Raw genomic sequence first — 18,653 nt, 5'->3', positions numbered from 1 at the left:
ACAATAAAAAAAGGAGGCCATTGTGCCTCCTTTTTTATTATATATGAATTTTGAATAGTATTTCACTATTTCTCAAACTCCTTTAACGTTTTGATAATAATGCTCACACAATCCAGTAGTTGTTCTTTATTCATTACTAATGGTGGAGCAAAACGAATAATATTACCGTGGGTTGGTTTAGCCAAAAGACCATTTTCTTTAAGCGCCACACAGATATTCCAGGCAGTATCACTATCCTCAGAATCATTAATTACAATCGCATTTAGCAATCCTTTACCGCGAACTAAATTCGCTATATTAGATTCTGCAATGTATTTACCAAGTTCTGATCTAAATAATTGACCTAATTCTTCTGCATTTTCTGCTAATTTTTCATCTCTTACTACTTCTAAAGCTGCTACTGCTACTGCTGCTGCAACAGGGTTACCTCCAAAAGTACTACCGTGATTTCCTGGTCTTATAACACTCATGATTGTATCATTAGCTAAAACTCCCGATACAGGATATGCTCCTCCACTTAACGCTTTTCCAAGAATTAAGATATCTGGTTTAACATTTTCATGATCAACGGCTAGTAACTTTCCTGTACGTGCGATTCCTGTTTGAACCTCATCTGCAAGAAATAGTACATTATGTTTTTCACAAAGCGCTTTGGCTTTGGCCAAAAATCCTTCAGAAGGAACATAAACTCCCGCTTCTCCTTGTATAGGCTCTACCAAAAACCCTGCAACATTAGTATTACTTTCTAAAGCCTGTTCTAAAGCAGATAGATTATCGTATTCAATTTTTATAAACCCTGCAGTATAGGGTCCAAAGTTTTTTCTAGCTACTTCATCATTCGAAAATGATATGATTGTTGTTGTTCTTCCATGAAAATTATTTTCGCACACAATAATCTGTGCTTCATTTTCTGGAATACCTTTCTTCTCATATGCCCATTTCCTACAAAGTTTCAATGCTGTTTCTACTGCTTCTGCACCAGTATTCATTGGTAATAATTTATCAAAACCAAAATACTCAGTCGCAAACTTCTCGTACTCACCTAATTTATCATTATAAAAGGCTCGCGAGGTTAGTGTTAATGTTTGTGCCTGATTAACCATTGCTCCTACTATTTTAGGATGACAATGCCCTTGGTTCACTGCAGAATATGCACTTAAAAAATCATAATACTTTTTACCTTCTACATCCCAAACATACACACCTTCTCCTTTGTTTAAAACAACCGGTAACGGGTGATAATTATGAGCTCCGTACTTGTCTTCTAATTCAATTAAATGCTGTGATGACTTTTTCTCTAAGATTGCCATTATTCACGTATTAAAAATAAAACTTTACAATTCCTACTTCGACATAAAGTTCGGGAGAGAAATCATCCTATTGAAGTTGGTTGCAAATTACTAAATATAAGCTTCTTTCTAAAATCTTATTGTGATATTTTTCCAGCTATAGAAGATACCTGTAGTTCTAGCCTCTTAATTTCTCTTAATAGTGCATTTTTATCCATTTGCATCCAGGCGAATAGTTTGGTCATTCCTATAACCATAAAACAGATCGCTCCTCCTGCAAACCACTTGATCAGTTCGTTAGTATTATCTGTATCTAAAAATTGAATAATGCAATAGATTAAAAAACCAAAAGCTACTACAGTTGCAATATTCATCAATACAATAATCCATCTGTGTTTGGTATTAAAAAGCCCCCCTAACATTTCGAAAAGATTTTGCTCATCTAAATCATCATAAAATTTTGCTTCTTCCTGGCTCAATGTTTCTTTAATTAATTGATCTATATCTTTCATTTTATTCTCCATTATTTCTATTTTTTAAAATTGATTTCAGTTTTTCTCTAGCTGTAAACAAACGTGATTTAACGGTACCGGTCGAAACGTTTATAATATCACTTATTTGTTTAATGCTATACTCTTCTATATAAAAAAGATTTAGTACTAACTGTTGATTATAAGGTAGTTTTTTAATTGAGTTTTTTAATAATACCATCGTATTTTGATTATTTTGAGTATCATCTTCAATACGATTTGTATTACAATCCTTATATGATTGTAAATGTTCTACTTCCTTTTTATGTTTTCGTAACCAATTAATAGCATTTCTGGTTACAATAGTCAATGCCCAACTCCCAAAACTATTAGAATCTTTTAGGCTATTGATTTTTAAAAAAATAGTACTCCAGCTATCCTGAGCAATATCTTTTGAAATTTCTATATCTCGAGTGTACCAATATGCCTGTTTACATAGTTTTGCGTGCCATCTTTTCACAAGAAGAGTTACTGCTTTCTTGCTTCCCGACTGGCATTGTAAAACCAACAAAGAATCAATTGTTTTATTGGTGTTTGTCATATGGGTCTTTATAGTATAGACGTAGAAATAATAAATAGGTTCATTTTTTTATTTCTTTTTTCTAAGATATATTGAATATTTAATAAGTATATGCTTTCTATTGTTATTTTTGCGCTATGGCAAGGAAAAACAGAAGACAGATCTTTGAGAATATCGAAGTTATTGATGCAGGTGCAAAAGGAAAGAGTATTGCTAAAGCCCCTGATGGAAAAGTAATTTTTATTAACAATGCAGTTCCTGGGGATGTAGTAGATATCCAAACTACCAAAAAGCGTAAGGCCTTTTATGAAGGTTCTGCTACTACTTTTCACAAGCTATCAGACAAACGTACCGAACCCACTTGTGAGCATTTTGGAACTTGTGGAGGCTGTAAATGGCAATTCATGGGTTATGAACATCAACTAGCTTATAAACAGCAAGAAGTTGTAAATAACCTAACCCGATTAGGTAAAATTGAACTACCCGAAGTAAGTTCGATACTTGGCTCCGACGATCAATTCTTTTATAGAAATAAAATGGAATTTTCGTTTAGTGATAGCAGATGGCTAACTCTTGACGAAATTAGAAGTGGTACTGAAATTCAGAATAGAAATGCATTGGGATTTCATATCCCAGGAATGTGGGATAAAATTTTGGATATCAATAAATGTCATCTACAGGAAGACCCAAGTAATGATATCAGAAATAAGGTAAAAGCTTTTGCTACAGAAAACAACCTCCCCTTTTATAATGCAAGAAATCAACATGGCTTTTTGCGTACATTAATGATTAGAATTGCATCTACCGGAGAAATTATGGTTTTGCTTCAGTTTTTTCATGAAGATATAGAAAAAAGAGTACTACTATTAGATTATATGGTTTCAGAATTCCCAGAAATCACTTCGCTTCAGTATACTATAAATCCAAAAGGTAATGATACCATTTATGATCAAGAGGTTATTTGTTACAAAGGGAAAGATTATATTGAAGAAGAAATGGAAGGATTACGATTTAGAATTAATGCCAAGTCTTTTTATCAAACAAATTCTAAACAAGCTTACGAATTATATAAAGTAACCCGAGATTTTGCCAACCTCACAGGGGAAGAGTTAGTATATGATTTATATACGGGAACCGGAACCATTGCACAATTTGTTGCAAAAAAAGCAAAAAAAGTAATTGGTGTAGAGGCTGTTCCTGAAGCTATTGAAGATGCGAAAGAAAATGCAAAGCGTAATAGTATTAACAATGTAGAGTTTTACGTTGGAGATATGAAAAAAGTATTCACTAAAGATTTTATTTCTCAACATGGTCAACCCGAAGTGGTAATTACAGATCCACCAAGAGATGGAATGCACAAAGATGTTGTAGGGCAATTATTAAACATTTCTCCTCAAAAAATAGTGTATGTAAGCTGTAATAGTGCAACACAAGCACGGGATCTTTCATTATTAGATGAGATGTATAAGGTAAGTAAAGTTCAACCAGTCGATATGTTCCCACAAACACATCACGTTGAAAATGTAGTATTACTTGAAAAGAGATAGATACAACTAGTTTTTTAGTAAAAAAACAGTTTTAATTCCTGATATATTTTTGCCGACTAAATAATTGATATCAGACTTTAATTAGTTAATGAATGATTTGATAAATTATAATTTCATCATGTATTTCATCGATTTTTTTAATCATTAGACATTAGAGCACCCAATTATCATGAAATTCATTGATAATAAGTGCTTTACTAACAAATAATTCGCTTTTTTAACAAAAACCGCGCTATTAGCTGATTATCAGATAATTAAATATATTTATTTAAGTTTATCAATTACGGTTTTACCATAAAAAGTTAACTCAAAAACCACATATAATATCATGAGTTATTTCCTACATTTGTACTCGAAGATTGCTACTACAATAAATTTATAATCAAACCTAAGTTTACCAAAACTAACAGTTATGAGAAATGTAGTAAAAATACCCCTGATCTTCATTCTTCTTATTTTAATTTATTTCTTATTTACTACCGGTTCCAGTGATACTGGTCAACATCAGATTAACGAAACCAAAAATCAAGTTGCACAAGAAGCTATAAAACAATATAACATTGTTAAACGAAATGGTCCTGGTATAGAAGCCTCATTACATGCAGGATTCGTTGCAGAAGCCTTTCTTCAAATCGGAGATAAAGAAAATTATACTAAATGGACAAAAATAAAAGAACAAGAAGAACGTGATGCAAAAAATGCTAACGTTAACTTACCATAATTTTTTTGCACACAAACTACTCACTACCACCAAGGCTTACAATGATGATATTGAACTTAAAAAAAGGAGAGTTTATAATAAAACTCTTCGTAATACCAATTATATGTATTACAATAATAACTGGAGCTGTTTTATACAATCTATACTATAACAATAATGCTCAAATTACCAGTTCTAAAAACAATAAAAACCCATTTTATTTTCACAAATCCGAGGCATTAACTGCATCATACTCCATCATCAATAAAAGGTTACGATCATCAACTATTATTTCTTTTGGAGAAAGTGACAAAGATGTTAGGATCGTTAATGATTCTACATTCACAGTAATCAATTATGTTGATTGGATAAATCAGGAAGGTGAAAACAAAAGAAATTATTACTGTTGTACTGTAATTTTTAATCACAACTGTAAAGCAAAAGCCCGAAATCTGGTTTTTATGGATTAATCACACCCTTTAGATTATGGCAACTTGATGTAGCAATCTTCTACATTTTCTATTGCGGTGGCCGGGAGCTGTTAAAAGTTCCCGGTTTTTAAAACAAAATTATAATCACCAAAAACTTCACAAGAATCAAAATATGATATAAACAGCAACACATCTACTTTATTCGAGTCTTTTATTTTTAAGAAATAACCAGTATGAATTGGTTTATCTTTTTTATTTTTGGTCACGCAAATAGCAATTCGAAATTTATTTTGTTTCAATATTTTTGCATTCATCTAACCGTATTTTTATCCTCGTAGTATCGAGGGTAGTTACAAAAAACCATATTCAGTAATGTTATGGTTGAGATAGAAAAAAATACTATATGAGAGTATACAAATATTTATTTTTTATATTAATAGGAGGCTTGGTTTTATATTCAAATTTAAGCTGTGAACGAGATGACATATGTGCAGAAGGTACTCCTACTACACCTTTCTTAGTTATAAAATTTATTGACTTTGATGCGGGCACCCAGATAAAAACTCCATTAGAATTACAGGTAAAAGCAGTTGGCATAGAAACTCCTTTTACTTTGGGTGCAGTTACAGATTCTATCCTAATTCCTCTAAGAAATGATGTATCGATTACTGATTATGAATTTACTATAAATTCTGACACAACTAATAATAGTGATACCGACCCCCTCCCTAATAAAGATACTGTAAGTTTTCAATACACAACAGAAGAAGAATATGTAAGTAGTGCTTGTGGGTTTAAGATTAATTACAAAGGTCTTACTGTATCTCCACCAGAAGCAGGAGATGATGGGAGCTGGATCAAAAATATAACAATACAAAGAGAGAACGTAACCGATGAAACAACTGCACACGTATTTATTTTTCATTAGCATCTTAATCACCAGCTTTTTCTATGGGCAAGAAGAACCAAAAGTTAGTGCAAAAGACACTCTCCCTCCCGCAGAAAAATATGGTTTTAGAGCAGGAGTTGATCTCGGTCGATTAATCAGAACAGCAGTTGATGATAACTATTCTGGATTTGAAATTGTTGGAGATTACAGGTTTTATAAAAAATTCTATCTTGCTGCAGAAATAGGTAATGAGTCCTTGATAAGAGATGAAGAGAATATTAATACAAAAGGATCTGGAAGCTATGCAAGAGTCGGTATAGATTATAACATATACGATAATTGGTACGGAATGCAGAATAGCATCTATGTAGGGCTGCGATATGGATTTTCTACTTTTGAACAAACGTTAAACGATTATTCTATTTTTACAAGTACAAACTATTTTGGACCAAACCAAATAACCGAAAGTATCAAATCTGATGGCTTAAACGCCAGTTGGATAGAATTAGTTCTTGGTATCAAAGTAGAGCTTATAAATAATCTATACCTGGGAGCCAATGTATCTCTTAGAACTCTGGTAAGTGAAAAAAAACCTGATAGATTCGATAATCTATATATTCCTGGATTTGGTCGCACTAATGATTATAGCAATATCGGTGTAGGATACGGATATTCTATAAGTTATCTGATTCCCTTTTTTAAGAAAAAAAAGTAATATAAATCACTGCTTTCCTCCTACCTTTTGTTTATTTGCCCGGGATATGTTCTGCAATAACATAACTTCAAAATAAACCTGTACAATCATTTTACCAGGTATTCCATCAATTATTATAGGGTATTGCTTATCTTGTTTGGATGTTTTATCATCTCATACTCGTTCACATGAAATCATTTAATACTCTTTGTTTTCTTTTTTTAGTACCTGTAAGTATGATCTTCTCTCAGGATCGAATTACCGGTAAAAGTTTTGCCACACGATCTGAAGTAATTGCTACCCACGCAATGGCTGCCACTAGTCACCCTTTGGCTACACAAACTGCTCTAGACATTTTAAAGCAAGGAGGTAACGCAATTGATGCAGCAATCGCTGCTAATGCAATGCTTGGGTTAATGGAACCTACAGGAAACGGGATAGGTGGTGACTTGTTTGCTATTGTATGGGATGCTAAAAGTAAAAAGTTATATGGATTAAATGCTAGTGGACGATCTCCTGAAAAATTAACTTTAGAATATTTTAAGAAAAACAACCATACTAAAATACCGTCTCATGGTGCTCTTCCTGTTTCTGTTCCTGGCTGTGTAGATGGGTGGTATGAGCTACATGGCAAGTTTGGTAAATTAAGTATGAAAAATATTTTGCAACCAACTATTAATTATGCTCGTGAAGGTTTTCCTGTGACCGAACTGGTTGCATATTATATGCAATTAAGTGCTAAGTTTTTATCAAAATACCCTGGTTTTAAAACCACATATATGCCAAAGGGTTCTGCTCCGAAAAAAGGAGAAATTTTTAAAAACCCTTTTTTAGCGAATACACTTGAAAAAATTGCAAATGAAGGTAGAGATGCTTTCTATAAAGGAGATATTGCTAAAACTATTGCAAAGTATGTGAAAGAAAATGGTGGATTTCTGAACTATGATGATCTAAAAAATCATACCTCAGAATGGGTAGAGCCTGTATCTACAAACTATAGAGGATACGATGTATGGGAACTACCTCCAAACGGTCAAGGAATAGCTGCCTTACAAATGCTAAATATTCTTGAAAAATATGATATCAAATCTATGGGGTTTGGTACAACAGAATATCTTCACATTTTAACCGAAGCTAAAAAACTAGCCTATGAGGATCGAGCAAAATTTTACGCAGATCCAGATTTTAATACTATTCCTGTACATCAGCTTATCTCTAAAAATTATGCTGATCAAAGAAGAAAACTTATTGATAAAAACAAAGCTGCAAAAACATATGACGCCGGAAATCTTAATGATGGAGATACCATATATCTTACCGTTGCAGATGAAGAAGGAAATATGGTATCATTGATACAAAGTAATTATAGAGGTATGGGATCAGGAATGACACCCACCGAACTCGGTTTTATTTTACAAGACAGAGGTGAGTTATTTTCATTGAAAGAAGGTCATTTTAACACATATGAACCTAAAAAAAGACCTTTTCATACCATTATTCCTGCATTTATTACCAAAGACGGAAAACCTTTCATGAGTTTTGGGCTTATGGGTGGTGGTATGCAACCCCAAGGACATGTGCAGATTATCGTTAACATGATTGATTTTGAAATGAATCTACAGGAAGCTGGTGATGCTCCCAGAATAAATCATATGGGATCATCGCAACCCACAGGAGAAGAAATGACCAACGGAGGAACACTACATATTGAATCCGGAATTTCATATGAAACAATTAGAGGTCTGCTTTCAAAAGGTCATAACATATCCTATGCTTTAGGCCCATACGGAGGCTACCAAGCTATTATGGTAAAAGATGGTGTTTATTACGGAGCTTCTGAATCTCGTAAAGATGGCCAGGCAGCTGGATATTAACCTATACCAAACTTCTAAGCAATTATTCCTCTACAAATGGTGCACCTGCTTCTTGTAATGCTTTTGAAAATGAATTTACCTCATTCTTTAAAGCAGTGAACTTAGAAGTAATACTTTTTAATTGGTCATCGATTATCTTCATCGTTTCCAAATGTGTACTGGTTGGCCCATAAGTAGATCGCTCTACACCTTTATAAATAGAAAACATTCTATGTTCAATAGTTGGTCTTGTCTTCTCGCCTACTTGTTGTTTTGAAGTATTTCCAAAGAATTCTTTATTTAGATTTGCTATACGTTGTTCTAAAATATTTAAGCGATTATCCAGATCACCAGGAGCGCTGTTTGTTCTCAATAAGGCAGTTCTCATAGCTTTAATACGCTTTCCTGCTTTATTAATTTTCATATTTAAAGCAGAAACTCTACCAATAGTATTTTCATAACTTCTCCAGAATGTTGTCACTTTTTCAAGTGTCGCCCCCTTTAATGTACCATTGTGCATGCGCTTAACCATAAAAGAAATAGGGTCTGAAAGCTGAGTTACTTTTCCATTTACAACTTTGGATAATGTAGCTGTATACTGTCCCGGAGCAACCATAAATCCACGAGGAGATCCGTATGAGTTTTCTTGTTTCTCTAAAAAAATTGCATTTGTAGCTGGATATCGTAAATCCCATGCTACTCTATGAAAACCAGATGTAACAGGTCCTTCAATTCTACGAATGGTCTTTCCCGAGCTATTTGTTATTGCCAATAGTATACGAGGTTTGTTTTCTGTACGCTCTGCTTCTACATTATTCCATCCAGGAAAAGCAATATTTTTTCCTTTATTCTTTTTCTCTATCTCTTGTCGGTTTTCTTTACTGGTTTTTAACCCATCTTTTAAGTAGTATGTCAATACAGCTCCAAAATCTGGATTAGGAGCCACATAATGCGAAGCTCCCTGGCTACCTTTTTTATCATCAAAACTTAAACTAGGTCTTGGGATGTACCACCATGCATCTCTGGTTGGGAATAGTGTGGCTTCTTCTTTCAGTTTATCTTCAGAAATATTTCTTAAAAGAGAAAAATCATCAAATACGAAAAAACCTCTCCCAAAAGAAGCTCCTACTAGATCATTCTCTTTACGTTGAATTACCAAATCACGAAAAGAAATTGTAGGTACGCCTCCTTTCAGTTTTACCCAACGATTACCTCCATTTATAGTAAAATAAATTCCAAATTCTGTAGCTGCAAACAAAAGATTAGGTTGTACATGATCCTGAACAATTCTCCACACCAATGTCTTTTTCGGAAGATTTCCTTTTATAGATTTCCATGTTCTTCCATTATCAGTACTCTTTACCAAATAAGGATTAAAATCTCCGTATTTATGATTATCAAGAGCTACATATACTGTGTTTGCATCAAAAAGATCTGCCTTAATATCATTAACAAATGCTGTTGCGGGAACTCCAGGCAGTGTGCCTACATCAATTTTTCGCCAATTATTCCCTCCATTTTCTGTTGCTTGAATAATCCCATCATCAGTCCCTGCATAAAGTACATCTTCTTGTTTTGGAGATTCTGCTATCGAAGTGATTGTATTATAATTAGACATCGCCAAGAAATCCCAAGGTGCATCCCATGATTGTTTTTTACCCATAATAGACAATTCTATTCTTTCCTGATTTTTGGTTAAATCTCCTGATATAGCTTTCCATTTATCTCCTCTATTATCAGATTTCCATACACGATGAGAAGCAAAATAGATACGAGAAGGGTCATGAGCACTCACCAAGATCGGTGCATCCCAATTAAACCGCTCAAAATCCTCTTCTGCTCCAGGTTGGGGTTGGATATCAATCACTTCTCCTGTACTTAGATCTACACGAGTTAAATTTCCTTCTTGGCGTTCTGCATACATAATATTAGGGTTGCCAGGTTCTGTAGCGGGTTGATGACCATCCCAATTTAGTACAATCTTCCAGTCAGAATTTTGAATTCCATGCAAGTTATCGGTTCGTGATGGTCCTCCCTGTGTACTATTATCTTGGGTTCCTCCATAAATATTGTAAAAAGGTTCAGAATCATCTACAGCCACTTTATAATATTGTGTTACCGGAAGGTTTTCTATAAACCTCCAATTTTTAGTAAGATCAAAAGTTTCATACAGCCCTCCATCTGTTCCTACCAAAAGATAATCAGGGTCTTCTTTTTTAAAGGCTATAGCATGATTATCGCCATGCTTATGCTCTTCATTCATTCTTGTAAACGTTTTCCCTCCATCTACAGAGATTTGCATCGTATTATCTACCAGGTATAGCCTTTCAAAATGGTGAGGCGATGCATATAATTCCTGGTAATAATGTGGTCCTGTAGCCCCTGCAACAGCATTAGATTGTTTTTCCCAGGTAGTACCACGATCTGCAGAACGGTATACTCCTCCGGTTCTTCGATCTAATTCAATAGCTGCATATAAAATATCGGGTTGTTGTGGTGAAATCGCTAATCCTATCTTCCCCATCCAGGACTTAGGAAGTCCATTTTTGAGTCTTTCCCATGTTTCACCTCCATCTGTACTACGATGCAATCCTGATCCCGGGCCTCCTCCCATATAAGCAGCAACTGTACGATGTCTCTGCCATGTAGCTGCATAAAGTTGATCTGGATTTCTGGGGTCTATAACCAAATCGGTAACACCCACCCAGGTATCATCTCCTAATGTTTTTTTCCATGTTTTTCCACCATCAATAGATTTATATAACCCTCGATCTCCTCCTTTTTTCCATAGAGGGCCTTGAACAGCTACCCAAATTACATTAGAGTTTTCTGGATGTATAATAATTTTAGAAATATGTTCTGATGCTTTTAATCCCATATTGGCCCATGAAGCTCCCCCATCATCGCTGCGATAGATACCATCTCCATATCCCATATGACGCCCTCCTACATTCTCGCCAGTACCAACCCAGATCGTATTATGATTTACAGGATCTATAGCCACACAACCAATAGAATATGATGTTTGATCATCAAATATTGGTTTCCAGGTAGTTCCTGAGTTTACCGTTTTCCATACTCCTCCCGAACCAACAGCGACATACCAAATACTTTCGTTTTTAGGATGAATCGCAACATCTGCTATTCTACCAGACATAAAAGCCGGGCCTATGTTTCTTAATTTTAATCCAGAGAATACTGAATCTGATAATGCAGTGGATATTTCTTGTTTTGCTTTAGCACGCTGCCCGTAGATTGAAACAGTAAATGCAAACAAAAATAGTATGAAAAAGAATTGTGTGAATTTTGTTTTCATGAGAATATAATTGATGGTTAGCTTCAAAAAGAAGTAGAAAATTATTGTTATTTCAATAATAATCTCTTAACAAAAACATAAAAGTGTACAAATATTATTTTACATATTTATATTTTCCTCATTTCAGTTTTATATTACTAGCTTTCAAAGCTTAAAAAGAAAATAAATGATCTTAGGTAGTAATGATTCTACTATAGTTAATGTCTTTGTTTAATCTTACAACTTTTATAATCTTTTGTAAATTTCCAATTATAATAATGAGCGATTATCAAAGAACCTGTTCCTAAGAAATGTAATATTTTTTCTACTGAATGATTTTCTATTATAAACCCAATACTAAAAAGGATTAATGTTGTTATAAACAGAAAAGCTGGCAATGATTTACCGTGGTATTTTTTGTATCCATTATACATTGCAAACATTGCAATCATCATGCTGGCTCCTATTAAAAAAAACTCGTAGAATTCATCAGTTAAAAAAACAAGTCCCATCAAAGGGAAAAGAGTTATACATATAGGCAAAAGTATACAATGAAGCATACACAAAAATGATGTAGAAAACCCTATGAAATCCCAATTTACACGTATTGTTTTATGTATCATAATAATATAAAATTGATCAATTGCTATAGATCGTATCCTTATTTTTTTTAGAAAAACAGTCGCTTAATTCTTCACTATTGTTACCCCCAACATGAAATACTTTTTTTATTATAACTAAAAAACTGGTACAATAGCAATCAGATTTTTTTTGTAATTTTCAATATTGAATTACACTAAAGCAACAATGTTGCAATAATACAAAAAATATAGTTTTCAATTATGCTTTAAGGATGAAAAAAACAAGAAATACGCAAAAACAAGATTTCGTTATTGATATACTTACAAACGCCAAGCATACTATGTCTGTAGAGGCTATTTTAAAAGCAATGCCTATAAAGGTTAATAAAACTACCGTATATAGAATCTTAGAACGTTTTGCTGAAAAAGGGAAAGTACATTTTGTAACTGGCGAGGACGGCAAAGCTTATTATGCACTTTGTAATGATTGTAATATCAAACACGAAATGCATAATCATATTCATTTTCAATGCAAATCTTGTAAAAAAGTAACTTGTTTGCCTTATGAAATAGATGTTCCAGAACTTAAAAACTTTGAAATACAAGAGACTCAATTCCTCATGATAGGAATTTGTGATATGTGTATTAGCTAGAAGTCAATTCTTATATTTTGCCTTTTTACTTCCTGCATACATTTCATATTTAACTAATCGAGCTTCTAATTTTCCATTAAAGACTTTTATTTTTCTAGATGGTCGAAGTCCAACATGTTTTAAGGCTTCAAGATTTGCAGTAATAAACCAGGCATTGGTACCTGGATAATTTTGTTTCAATGTATCTCCTATTTGCGAATAAAATTCTTCTATATTTACTTCTAATCGTTCATCATAAGGAGGATTAAATGCAATATGAAGTGGTCCTTCTACTTCTTTTGTAGATTCAAAGAAATCTCCTTCTTTTATTTTTATAAAATCAGTAAGATTAGCATTTTCTACATTTACATTTGCTTTTCTTACGGCCGAATATTCTTTATCTATCCCGATTATGGAATGATGAAAATCTCTGGTTTTATTTAGACAAGCTTCCTCTATTTTTTCAAATAGATCTAAATCCCAATCTAACCATTTTTCGAAAGCAAACTCTTTACGGTTTATATTTGCCGGAATATTACAAGCAATCATCGCAGCTTCGATAGCCATTGTACCACTACCACACATAGGGTCTAAAAAATCACTTTGCCCATCCCAACCAGAAAGTAATAACAAGCCAGCTGCCAAAACTTCATTAATTGGAGCAATATTGGTAGCTGTACGATATCCTCTATGATGTAATGATCCTCCAGAACTATCTAATGACACTGTACACAGATCACGTTGAATATGAATATCAATCGAAAGATCAGGGTATTCTGTATCTACATTTGGTCTCTCCCCTGTTTCTTTTCTAAACTGATCTACAATCGCATCTTTTGTCTTTAATGCAATAAACTTAGAATGGCTAAAAATAGTAGAATTAACTGTGGCCGAAATAGCAAAAGTATCTTCTAAACTTAAATACTCTTGCCACCGTATACTTTGAATAAAATTATATATATCATTTTCGTTTCTTACTCTTTTGGAAGTAATTGGTTTTAAGATTTTTACTGCAGTTCTCAAACATAAATTTGCTTTATACATAAAGCCTGTGTCCCCATAAAAACTTACCATACGATTCCCAATTTCTACTTTTTGAGCACCTATTTTTCTAAGTTCACTTGCTAGAACTTCTTCAAAACCATAAAGGGTTTTGGCAACCATTTTAAACGAATTACTCACTATTTTCTTTTTCGACACGAAGGTATTTAAATTTTTAAGTGTAAAGGTTTAAAACTTTAAACGACTTCTATAATTAAACCGTAAAAATACACTAATTTTGCGCCCTATGCTAAAAGATTCAACAATGTGGTATGCATCATGGTTTGACACACCATACTATCATATCTTATATAAAGATAGAGATCATACTGAGGCTAAAGACTTTATGGATAACATCACTAAGTATCTGAGCTTAGAAGCTGGTGAAAAAATTCTGGATTTAGCTTGTGGTAAAGGTAGACATAGTATCTATTTAAATACATTAGGTTATGATGTAACTGGTGTAGATCTCTCTAAAAATAGTATTGAATATGCTTCACAATTTGAGAACGAAACGTTAAAATTTAGGGTGCACGATATGTGTCAGCCATATTCTGAGAAATTCTCTGCTGTTTTTAATCTTTTTACTAGTTTTGGTTATTTTGACAAGGAAGAGGATAATCTAAATACGATTAGAGCTATTAAATCAAACCTAAATGAAAAGGGATTCGGTGTTATTGATTTTATGAATGTCGATTATATCATTCAGAATCTGGTAGCCCAAGAAACGAAAGAAGTTAATAACATTTTATTCAATATTAAGAGATACTATCAAGATGGATATATCTTTAAAGAAATTGGATTTAGAGATAATAACGAGGATTTTTTATTTACAGAACGTGTTAAAAGCATTACACTAAGTGATTTTAAAAATTACTTTACAAATGCTAATGTAAATTTGTTGGATATTTTTGGCAATTATCAACTTCAGAAATTTGATAAAACTACTTCGCCAAGACTCATATTAATTTTTAAATAGTGTACAACTATATATTATCCATAACAGCTGTATTTATAGGAGCTTTATTAGTTTTTATTTTTAAAACTTCTAACCAAAAGAGCTTAAAACTACTTTTAGCTTTTAGTGGTGCTTTTCTTCTTGCGATCACCATTTTCGATTTATTACCAGAGGTATTTGAAGATAATCTCTTTGCAAAACGTACCGGTGTTTGGATTATGATTGGTATTCTTCTTCAAAAAGTATTAGAATACTTCTCTAAAGGGGCAGAACATGGACACATACATCTTCATGAAGAAACTCGTCGGATTCCAAAATTATTATTTATTAGTTTAGGTCTACATGCCATTCTCGAAGGGTTTCCGATACACCATACAGATGGGATTTTATTAGGTATAATTATACATAAAATTCCTATTGCCATGATTTTAACAACTTTTTTATTAAATACCAAAATCAAAAAAAGTGTCATTATCATATCATTAACTTTATTTGCGCTAATGACCCCTCTGGGTACTTTCATTTCTGAAAACTTTACTATGATTCAGAATTATTATAAAGAAATTACTGCATTAGTTATTGGTATATTTCTGCACGTGTCTACTACAATTCTGTTTGAAAGTAATGAAGGCCACAAATTTAACATTACAAAACTTATGGTTATTCTTATAGCTACAGTTACAGCATATATTATATAATGTTTAGTAAATCAGAATCAAAACAAATACGTCAGGAATTCTGGACCAGTTTTGGTAAAGAATACCCTCGTAAGTGGGTATTGTATAATACCAAAATCAAAGATGTAACCCTTAAATTTACATTTACTACAAAAAAAGCCCAAGTATCTATTGATATCGAACCCTATGATAAGATAATCAAAGCATATTATTATGATAAATTCATTAGTTTAAAAAAGATTCTTACCAGTGAATTTATAGAAGATATTATCTATAATGAGTTCTACGAACTTGATAGTGGTAAAGTTATATCCCGTATATATGTAGAGATAGATAATGTAAGCATCCATAATAGGAACACTTGGTCAGAAACCATGGCTTTTTTATCAAAAAACATGGATAAACTTGAAGAGTTTTTCTTAGAGTATAAAGAATACATTAGTGATTAAGTTTAGTTACTAAAAGTGTTCGATACTCATTTATCGGTTACATATTCTTTCCTAAAAAGCTATTATTCTCCTCTAAAAGATTAGAATGGGTTGATTTAAAGGCAATCTCATTTCATTAAAAAATTGATATAAATACTGTTCAACTACAATAGTAGTTATTCTAAATATATAATTAGATAGTTGCATCAAAAAGTAAGTTTAAGACTACAATAATAAACAAAAATAAAGCTAAAATATTATTTTAATCATGATTTTATGCATTTAAACTGATTATTTAGTATTTTTTTAATATATTTAGATACCCCAAAATCTATGCTGAACATGAAGATTGTCAAAATTAAGAAGCATTACATATGTTTACTATGTATAAGTTTGCTTTATTCTGTTGTATACCCCCAACAATATGAAGAAATGTCTTTTTCGGAATTAGAAAATGCAATTATCCATACCGAAGACCATTTAAATTCAACAATAAGAAGAGCCAATGGTATAATGATTATTGAAACGATAATTGATATTTCAGAAAAATTCAATCCTAAACAAGAATATTATTTAAAAGGATACTCCTACAATTTGCTTGGAAAAATTCACTTTTCGACTAAAGATTATAAAGAAGCACTTAAAAACTACAAAATTGCAGAATTATTTGTAAAAGAACTTGAAGGGTTTCAGGAACTATCTATCGATATAAATAACAATATTGCCCTAGTATATATAAATGGATTTAACAAACCTAAAAAGGCTCTTAAGAGGATAAAACATATCTATGAAAAATCTGATGATTTAAATGAAAATTCGCAACATATTTTAGCGTTAAACCTGGCGAATATTTATATAAAAACAAAGAATTACAATAAAGCATATCATCTATTAGAAAAATGTAAAAAATACTTTATTGATCAACAACAACAGCCATCAAAATTAGCCACTACCTATACTAGCTACGGCGAATATTATTATCGTAAAAAAAAATATAGTACCGCTATAAAATATTATGAGTTAGCTGCTACCATTGCAGAAAAAAATCAGTTGTTTAGACAGGCAATGACCATTTACAAAAAATATGAAGATTTATTGGTTAAAATTGGAAAAGAAGATAAGGCATATCTAATTCTAAAAAAGTATACAAAGCATCATCAAACTGCACTCGAAATAGAAAAATTAGAAGCCGAACAATATAAAAAACAGCTAATTGTAAGCGAAGAAAAAAACACTATAGAAACTCAAAAAGCACAACAATCGAAGACCATATCTATTTTTACGGTCTCTTTACTTCTTTTATGTTTAATACTCTTTTGCTTCTTTATTTATAACCACAGAAAAACAAAAATCCTCGGAAAATCCCTTGCTTTACGAAATAAACAACTTAAAATTTCTAAAGAAAAATCTGACCATCTAGCTGCTGTAAAAACAAAATTTATATCTACTGTTAGTCATGAACTCAGAACTCCATTATATGGAGTTGTAGGGTTATCATCAATCTTAATGGAACGTATTAAAGATGAAGAGAATCATAAGTTTATAAAATTAATGAAGTTTTCTGCAGATCATTTATTAAACCTTATTAATGATGTACTTCAGGTTTCTAAAATGGAATCTTATGAAATACGTCTTGACAAATCTACTTATGATATTAAAAATCTAGCCGATGATATTAAAAACTCATTCGAATATCAAGCAGATAAAAACGGAAATACTTTGCATCTTAATTTCGACCCTAATATTCCCAATTTGCTTATTGGAGATTCGGTGAGGTTATCTCAGATTTTTATTAACCTTATCAGTAATGCTAATAAATTTACTAAAAAAGGAAACATTTGGTTAAATTTTATAAACCCAATTATTACTGATAATATGGTTGAAATAACTTTTGAAATAAAAGATGACGGAAGAGGAATTCCTTTAGACAAACAAGAAATAATATTTGATAAATTTTCTCAGGCTAATTCTAAAGATCATACTACAGGTACTGGTCTCGGGTTACATATAGTTAAGAACTTAGTTGATCTTCATGGAGGAGACATTAAACTAAAAAGTACTCCAGGGGAAGGTTCTACATTTTATTTTACTGTCTCTTTTGAAATTGATACCGTGAGTGAAGTAAATAACACATCAAATAACACCAAAAATTGTATTTCATTACTAAACACTAAAGAGTATAACATTCTAATTGTCGAGGATAATAAAATAAATCAAATAGTTACCCAAAACATTCTTAAAACAAAGGGATATTATTCTGAAATTGCTGATGATGGATTGATAGCGATCGAAATGGTGAAGGAAAAAAAGTATGATCTTATATTAATGGATTTAAACATGCCAAATATGGGCGGGATGGAATCTACTAAAATAATTAGAGAATTTAATTCTGATGTGCCTATTATAGCGTTGACTGCCTCGGATACTCAGGATACTATAAAAGCAATACTTAATTCAGATTCTGGTTTCAGTGATTTTATGAGAAAGCCATACAAAAGTGAAGAGTTTTTCAGGAAAATTGAATTGAATATTTCTACTACAATTTCAAAGGCATCATAGATTTATTACATAAAAAAAACCCTTCATTA

The 18,653-nt window shown here is 32.2% G+C and carries 18 protein-coding genes; 11 read left to right on the top strand and 7 right to left on the bottom strand.

Annotated elements, in window-relative coordinates; genetic code table 11:
- Positions 1–65: 65 nt before the first annotated feature.
- From rocD to Z053_RS0123660, 3 genes are all read right to left on the bottom strand, one after another.
- Positions 66–1,310, bottom strand: coding sequence for an ornithine--oxo-acid transaminase (gene rocD / locus Z053_RS0123670; protein ID WP_025667446.1), 1,245 nt, complete (start codon positions 1,308–1,310; stop codon positions 66–68).
- A 116-nt stretch (positions 1,311–1,426) separates the two neighbouring features.
- Positions 1,427–1,813, bottom strand: coding sequence for a DUF6768 family protein (locus Z053_RS0123665; RefSeq protein WP_025667445.1), 387 nt, complete (start codon positions 1,811–1,813; stop codon positions 1,427–1,429).
- On the bottom strand, positions 1,803–2,360 hold the full coding sequence (locus Z053_RS0123660) for an RNA polymerase sigma factor (RefSeq protein ID WP_025667444.1): 558 nt from the start codon (positions 2,358–2,360) through the stop codon (positions 1,803–1,805). The genes Z053_RS0123665 and Z053_RS0123660 overlap by 11 nt, the downstream gene beginning before the upstream one ends.
- 116 nt (positions 2,361–2,476) lie before the next feature.
- On the opposite strand from Z053_RS0123660, the gene rlmD reads away from it, so the two are divergent.
- The 3 genes from rlmD to Z053_RS0123645 all read left to right on the top strand — a co-directional run bounded on the left by rlmD (position 2,477) and on the right by Z053_RS0123645 (position 5,056).
- Complete coding sequence (rlmD, locus tag Z053_RS0123655) at positions 2,477–3,886, top strand: 23S rRNA (uracil(1939)-C(5))-methyltransferase RlmD (RefSeq protein ID WP_025667443.1); 1,410 nt, start codon at positions 2,477–2,479, stop codon at positions 3,884–3,886.
- 412 nt (positions 3,887–4,298) lie between these two features.
- Entirely contained in the window at positions 4,299–4,607 is a 309-nt protein-coding gene (locus Z053_RS0123650) for a hypothetical protein (protein WP_025667442.1), read from the top strand.
- 41 nt (positions 4,608–4,648) lie between these two features.
- Entirely contained in the window at positions 4,649–5,056 is a 408-nt protein-coding gene (locus Z053_RS0123645; RefSeq protein ID WP_025667441.1) for a hypothetical protein, read from the top strand.
- A gap of 71 nt (positions 5,057–5,127) precedes the next feature.
- Here the strand turns inward: Z053_RS0123645 and Z053_RS0123640 are convergent, their stop codons facing one another.
- A complete protein-coding gene (locus Z053_RS0123640) occupies positions 5,128–5,331 on the bottom strand; it encodes a hypothetical protein (protein ID WP_025667440.1) in 204 nt (67 codons plus the stop codon).
- 89 nt (positions 5,332–5,420) lie between these two features.
- On the opposite strand from Z053_RS0123640, the gene Z053_RS0123635 reads away from it, so the two are divergent.
- The 3 genes from Z053_RS0123635 (at position 5,421) to ggt (ending at position 8,474) form a co-directional block, all read left to right on the top strand.
- On the top strand, positions 5,421–5,945 hold the full coding sequence (locus Z053_RS0123635; protein WP_025667439.1) for a DUF6452 family protein: 525 nt from the start codon (positions 5,421–5,423) through the stop codon (positions 5,943–5,945).
- The gene (locus tag Z053_RS0123630; RefSeq protein WP_025667438.1) at positions 5,911–6,621 is read left to right on the top strand and encodes a DUF6048 family protein; all 711 of its coding nucleotides are present in this window, start codon (positions 5,911–5,913) and stop codon (positions 6,619–6,621) included. Before Z053_RS0123635 ends, Z053_RS0123630 begins: the two co-directional genes overlap by 35 nt.
- Before the next feature lie 167 nt (positions 6,622–6,788).
- Positions 6,789–8,474, top strand: a complete 1,686-nt coding sequence (gene ggt / locus Z053_RS0123625) for a gamma-glutamyltransferase (RefSeq protein ID WP_025667437.1) — start codon at positions 6,789–6,791, stop codon at positions 8,472–8,474.
- A gap of 22 nt (positions 8,475–8,496) precedes the next feature.
- On the opposite strand, the gene Z053_RS0123620 is transcribed toward ggt, so the two are convergent.
- Together Z053_RS0123620 and Z053_RS32220 are read right to left on the bottom strand one after the other, a co-directional pair.
- Positions 8,497–11,769 carry a VPS10 domain-containing protein gene (locus Z053_RS0123620; protein WP_025667436.1) on the bottom strand — a complete coding sequence of 1,091 codons (3,273 nt, stop codon included), beginning with the start codon at positions 11,767–11,769 and terminating at the stop codon, positions 8,497–8,499.
- Positions 11,770–11,966: 197 nt separating this feature from the next.
- Positions 11,967–12,371: a MerC domain-containing protein gene (locus tag Z053_RS32220; RefSeq protein ID WP_081748328.1), complete on the bottom strand. Its 405-nt coding sequence runs from the start codon at positions 12,369–12,371 to the stop codon at positions 11,967–11,969.
- A gap of 230 nt (positions 12,372–12,601) precedes the next feature.
- On the opposite strand from Z053_RS32220, the gene Z053_RS0123610 reads away from it, so the two are divergent.
- Complete coding sequence (locus Z053_RS0123610; RefSeq protein ID WP_025667434.1) at positions 12,602–12,982, top strand: Fur family transcriptional regulator; 381 nt, start codon at positions 12,602–12,604, stop codon at positions 12,980–12,982.
- A gap of 3 nt (positions 12,983–12,985) precedes the next feature.
- Here Z053_RS0123610 and Z053_RS0123605 read toward each other — a convergent pair whose 3' ends face one another.
- Positions 12,986–14,125 (bottom strand): THUMP domain-containing class I SAM-dependent RNA methyltransferase, encoded by a 1,140-nt coding sequence (locus tag Z053_RS0123605; RefSeq protein ID WP_025667433.1) that lies wholly within the window; start codon positions 14,123–14,125, stop codon positions 12,986–12,988.
- A 124-nt stretch (positions 14,126–14,249) separates the two neighbouring features.
- On the opposite strand from Z053_RS0123605, the gene Z053_RS0123600 reads away from it, so the two are divergent.
- From Z053_RS0123600 to Z053_RS29230, 4 genes are all read left to right on the top strand, one after another.
- Positions 14,250–14,981 (top strand): SAM-dependent methyltransferase, encoded by a 732-nt coding sequence (locus Z053_RS0123600; RefSeq protein WP_025667432.1) that lies wholly within the window; start codon positions 14,250–14,252, stop codon positions 14,979–14,981.
- Positions 14,981–15,658: a ZIP family metal transporter gene (locus tag Z053_RS0123595; RefSeq protein ID WP_025667431.1), complete on the top strand. Its 678-nt coding sequence runs from the start codon at positions 14,981–14,983 to the stop codon at positions 15,656–15,658. The genes Z053_RS0123600 and Z053_RS0123595 overlap by 1 nt, the downstream gene beginning before the upstream one ends.
- Positions 15,658–16,086, top strand: coding sequence for a DUF4268 domain-containing protein (locus tag Z053_RS0123590; RefSeq protein WP_025667430.1), 429 nt, complete (start codon positions 15,658–15,660; stop codon positions 16,084–16,086). Before Z053_RS0123595 ends, Z053_RS0123590 begins: the two co-directional genes overlap by 1 nt.
- Positions 16,087–16,497: 411 nt before the next feature.
- Positions 16,498–18,624 (top strand): ATP-binding protein, encoded by a 2,127-nt coding sequence (locus tag Z053_RS29230; RefSeq protein WP_025667429.1) that lies wholly within the window; start codon positions 16,498–16,500, stop codon positions 18,622–18,624.
- Positions 18,625–18,653: the final 29 nt, after the last annotated feature.

The sequence above is a fragment of the Aquimarina megaterium XH134 genome (assembly GCF_000520975.1).
Taxonomy (GTDB): Bacteria; Bacteroidota; Bacteroidia; order Flavobacteriales; family Flavobacteriaceae; genus Aquimarina; species Aquimarina megaterium.
The sequence above is the reverse complement of the archived record's forward strand: the minus strand, read 5'-3'. Positions and strand labels throughout refer to the sequence as shown.